The organism is Streptomyces aurantiacus JA 4570 (assembly GCF_000414115.1).
Lineage (GTDB): Bacteria > Actinomycetota > Actinomycetes > Streptomycetales > Streptomycetaceae > Streptomyces > Streptomyces aurantiacus_A.
On sequence record NZ_AOPZ01000374.1, the window covers coordinates 1 to 4,092 of the forward strand.

General features: G+C 76.4%; 3 protein-coding genes. All 3 read right to left on the reverse strand.

What is annotated here, in order from left to right; all coding sequences use genetic code 11:
- Positions 1-1,566: lipid II flippase MurJ (locus STRAU_RS31070; RefSeq protein ID WP_052029359.1), on the reverse strand; the 1,566-nt coding region annotated here is incomplete at its 3' end.
- Positions 1,563-2,981, reverse strand: coding sequence for an O-antigen ligase family protein (locus STRAU_RS31075; RefSeq protein WP_016644380.1), 1,419 nt, complete (start codon positions 2,979-2,981; stop codon positions 1,563-1,565). The genes STRAU_RS31070 and STRAU_RS31075, both read right to left, overlap by 4 nt.
- 4 nt (positions 2,982-2,985) lie before the next feature.
- The coding region (locus tag STRAU_RS31080; RefSeq protein ID WP_052029360.1) for a sugar transferase at positions 2,986-4,092 on the reverse strand (1,107 nt) is incomplete at its 5' end.

Here is a 4,092-nt window from a genome sequence, read left to right on the forward strand (position 1 = left end):
GGAGACGGCCACGACCAGGCCGCCCGCCAGGACGGCGAGCGCGGGCGGCCCGACGTGGTGCGCGCACCAGGCACCCAGCGCCGCCGCCCCGGCCGCGGCGAGCGCGAGGCGGGCCAGCTGTCCGGCGACGGCACGGGTGCGCAGCGGAACGGCGCGCGGGCCGAGCGCGTGCAGCAGGAGCACCGCGGTCACGCAGATCCCGGCCGCGTTGGCGCCCGCGATGCCGTACACGCCCCAGGTGCCGACGGTCAGGAAGCCGAGCCCGGCCGTGGCGACGATGCCGATGGCCATCGCGGCCAGCGGCGCCCAGGTGGTCCTGCCGACGGAGAAGTGCGCGCGGGCGAGCGCGCCGACCAGGGTGTGCCCGAGCAGGCCGATCGCGTACACCCGCATCACGGCGGCCGTGGTGGCGGTGTCCGCGCCCGTGAACGCGCCCCGTTCGAAGAGCAGTCGGACCAGCGCGGGCGCGCACGCGACGATCGCCGCCGCGCCGCACAGCACCACGCAGGCGGCGAGCACGAGGTCCCGTTCGACGCGGTCGCGCGCCCGGTCGGTGTCGCCTTCGGCCAGGGCCCGCGCGACCACCGGGAAGGTGACGGTGCACAGCATCAGGGAGAGGACCATCGGCATCTGCGCGACCTTCTGCGCGTAGTTCAGATGCGAGATCGCCCCGGCGGGCAGCGACGACGCGAGGAACCGTTCGATCAGCACCTGCGACTGCCGGCACAGCGCGAACAGCAGCACGGTCCAGATGACGGCCTTCTGCAGCCGCGCGGCCGGTGCGTCCTCCGTACGCGGCGCGGCCGGGGGCGCGAGCCGAACGGGCCGGTGGCGCAACTGCCGCCACAGGGAAGGCGCCTGGACGACGACCATGAGCGCCCCGCCCAGCGCGACGCCCGCCGCCGCCGCGCGCACGCCGAAGGGCGCGGCGAGCAGGAACAGGGCGGCGATGATGGCGGCGTTGTAGACGACGTACACGGACGCGGGCGCGACGAAGCGCTGGTGGGCGCGGAGGGCGGCGCTGCAGTAGCCGGCCAGGCCGAAGGTCAGGGTGCAGGTCGCGGTCAGCCGGGTGCAGTCCACGGCGAGCCCGGGGTCCGGCAGGCCCGGGGCGAGCACGGCGACCAGGAGCGGGGCGGCGGCGATCAGTACGAGGCCCGCGGCCACGAAGCACAGGGCCATCCTGGGCAGCGAGGCGGCGACCAGCGCGCGCACCGGATCGGGACCCGGGTCCGCCGCCGCGCGCCGCACGAGGGCCAGGCTGAACGCCGGCACCAGGAAGAACGCGAGCCCGTCCTCGATGAGCAGCGTCGCCGCCATCTCCGGCACGGTCCAGGCCACCAGGAACGCGTCGGTGTCGCTCCCGGCCCCGAAGAAGTGCGCGAGCACCTGATCGCGTACGAGCCCGAGGAGCGACCCGGCGACGGTCAGCACGGCGGTGACGGCGGCGGCCTTGGCGAGGAATGCATTGCCGGGGTCGGCGGGCGGAGCGTCGGCGACCGGGGCGTTTGCGGCGGGGGCGTCCGCGGCGGGGGCCGCCACCTTGGCGCCGGGCAGGATCGTCACCGCGCCCCCACCGCCTCGTACGACTCGTACGTATCCCGGGGCCGCAGCCCCCACCAGGCGCACCCCCCGAGCGCCACCGCCGTGAGCACCGTGGACGGGCCGCCGATGTCGGCGTACATGAAGTCGACCAACTGCCAGACGAGCAGGCCGCAGGCGGCGAGGGCGCAGTCCAGCTCCCCGGCCCGGGACGGGCGGCGGTCCCGCCTGGCACGGGCCCACCCGCGCACCGCGCACACCAGCAGCGCGAGCCACCCGCCCGCGAGGGTGAGGAGGCCGAGGAGGCCCTGTTCGCCGAGGACGAGCAGGTACATGTTGTGCGGGGAGAGCAGCGGCTGGCGGCGGAACTCGGCGCCTGCGCCCGCCGTGTCGCTGCCGGAGGACAGGGCCAGGGAGGCGTGGCTGTCGCGGTGTTCGGGGAAGCCCTTGAGGCCGACGCCGGTCACCGGCCGGTCCCGCCACATGTCGACGGAGGCGGCCCACATCGCGTACCGGTCGGTGACCGACTGGTCGGGGGCGTCGGTGACCTGGGTGATGCTGCTGAGCCGGTCCTGGAGCAGCTGGGAGCCCAGGCCGAGCCCGGCCACCAGGACCACGGCGGCCGCCGTCGCGGCGAGCGCGGCGCGCAGCGCGCGGCGCACCCCGGCGAGCAGCAGCACCGCCGCGCAGGCCACGACCGTGGCGATCCACGCGCCCCGGCTGAAGGACAGCGCGAGCGGCACGGTCAGCAGGCCCGCGCAGGTCAGCGCGGCGGTCCGCTGCCGGGGCGCGCCCGGCCGGAAGGCGAGGGCGAGGGCGGCCACGAGCCCGTACGACACGACCGTCGCCATGCCCATCACGTCCGTCGGACCGAAGGTGCCGACGGCCCGGATGTCCTCGCCCATGTACGAGGCGCCGGTCCCGGTGAGGTTCTGCTGGGCGCCGAGCGCGCCCTGGAACAGCGCGAGGGCGACGAACGCCCAGGCGAGCAGGCGGAATTGGCGTGCGTCGCGGAGGAGGACCAGGACGGCGGCCGGTACCAGGACGAAGACCTGGAGGTAGCGCGCGGCCCCGGTGAGCCCGGTGGCCGCCGATGTGGAGGCGCACGCCGCGGCGGTGATGCCGACGACCGGGAGGCCGAGGACCACGGCGGCGCCGCGGGTGAGGGGGCGGCGCGCGGTGCGTACGACGTGGACGAGGGCGCAGCCGACGACCAGGGCGGAGAAGGCGTCGGCGGGGCTGCCGGTGCCGCCGGAGCCTTCGTCGGCCCCGGCCGGGACGGGCAGCGCGAGCAGGGCGACCAGGAGGACGACGGGGAGGACGGACAGGCTTTCGCGCAGGGCGGGGGTCAACTGGCCGGTCAACTGGCCGAAGGGGCGGCCGGGTTGGGCGGCCTCCTCGGGGGCGGGCGCGGGCGCGAGGGCGGGCGCGTGGGACACGGCCTCAGCTCCCCGTGCGGCGCAGCAGGCAGCCCACGGTGCGCAGCAGGATGCACAGGTCCTGCCAGAGCGACCAGCTGTCGATGTAGGCGTTGTCGAAGCGGCACCGGTCCTCGATGGAGGTGTCCCCGCGCAGGCCGTGGATCTGGGCGAGGCCGGTGACGCCGGTCAGGACGCGGTGGCGCTGCGCGTAGTGGGGGTAGCGGCGGCTGAACCGGTCGACGAAGAAGGGGCGTTCGGGGCGCGGGCCGACCAGGCTCATGTCGCCGCGCAGGACGTTCCAGAGCTGCGGCAGCTCGTCCAGGGAGGTGCTGCGCAGGAAGCGGCAGAACGGGCTGATGCGGTGCTCGTCGGCGACGCTCCAGCGGGTGGCGGACTCCTGGGAGTCGGCGGGGCGGTGGGTACGGAACTTCAGGACGGTGAACAGGCGGCCGTCCTTGCCGACGCGTTCCTGGCGGAAGATCACGCCCGGTCCCTCCGTGGCGCGCAGCACCAGGGCGCACGTGAGCAGCAGCGGCCCGGCCAGCAGGAGGAGGGCGCCGGACACGGCGATGTCGAGGGCGCGCTTGCCCGCGCTGGTGCGTCGCGACAGGGGCGCGGTCAGCAGCGGCCGGCAGCGGAACCCGGCCACGTACAGCGGCCGCGCCCCGTCGCGCGGCGCCGGGGCGGCCGCCGGGCCGCGCGGGTCGATCTCCCACAACTCGCACCCGAGCCCGCGCACCACGGCGAGCAGCTCGTCGTGGGCGGCGGCCCGCCCGGCGAGCAGCAGGACGACTTGGACGTCGTTCTGGATGACGGCCCGCTGCAGTTCGTCGGCGGAGGTCAGGAGCGGCAGCTCATGCTCCGGCGCCGACTGCCGTGCCCCGGCCCCCGCCCCTTCCTCGCCCTCCGCTTCGGCGTTCGCCGCGTACTCCTCGGCCTCGGCGTCCGTCGCTCGCGCCGCCACCCCGGTGGGTGCAGTTCGCGCGGCCTCGGCGTTCGCCGCCCGCCCCGCCCCGGTGTTCGCCGTCCGCCCCGCCGCCCCGATGTTCGCGGCCCGCTCCGCCGCCCCCGCGCTCCCCGCCTGCTCGGCCCCGGCTTGCGCCCGGTGCTCCGCCTCCGCCGCGGCCCA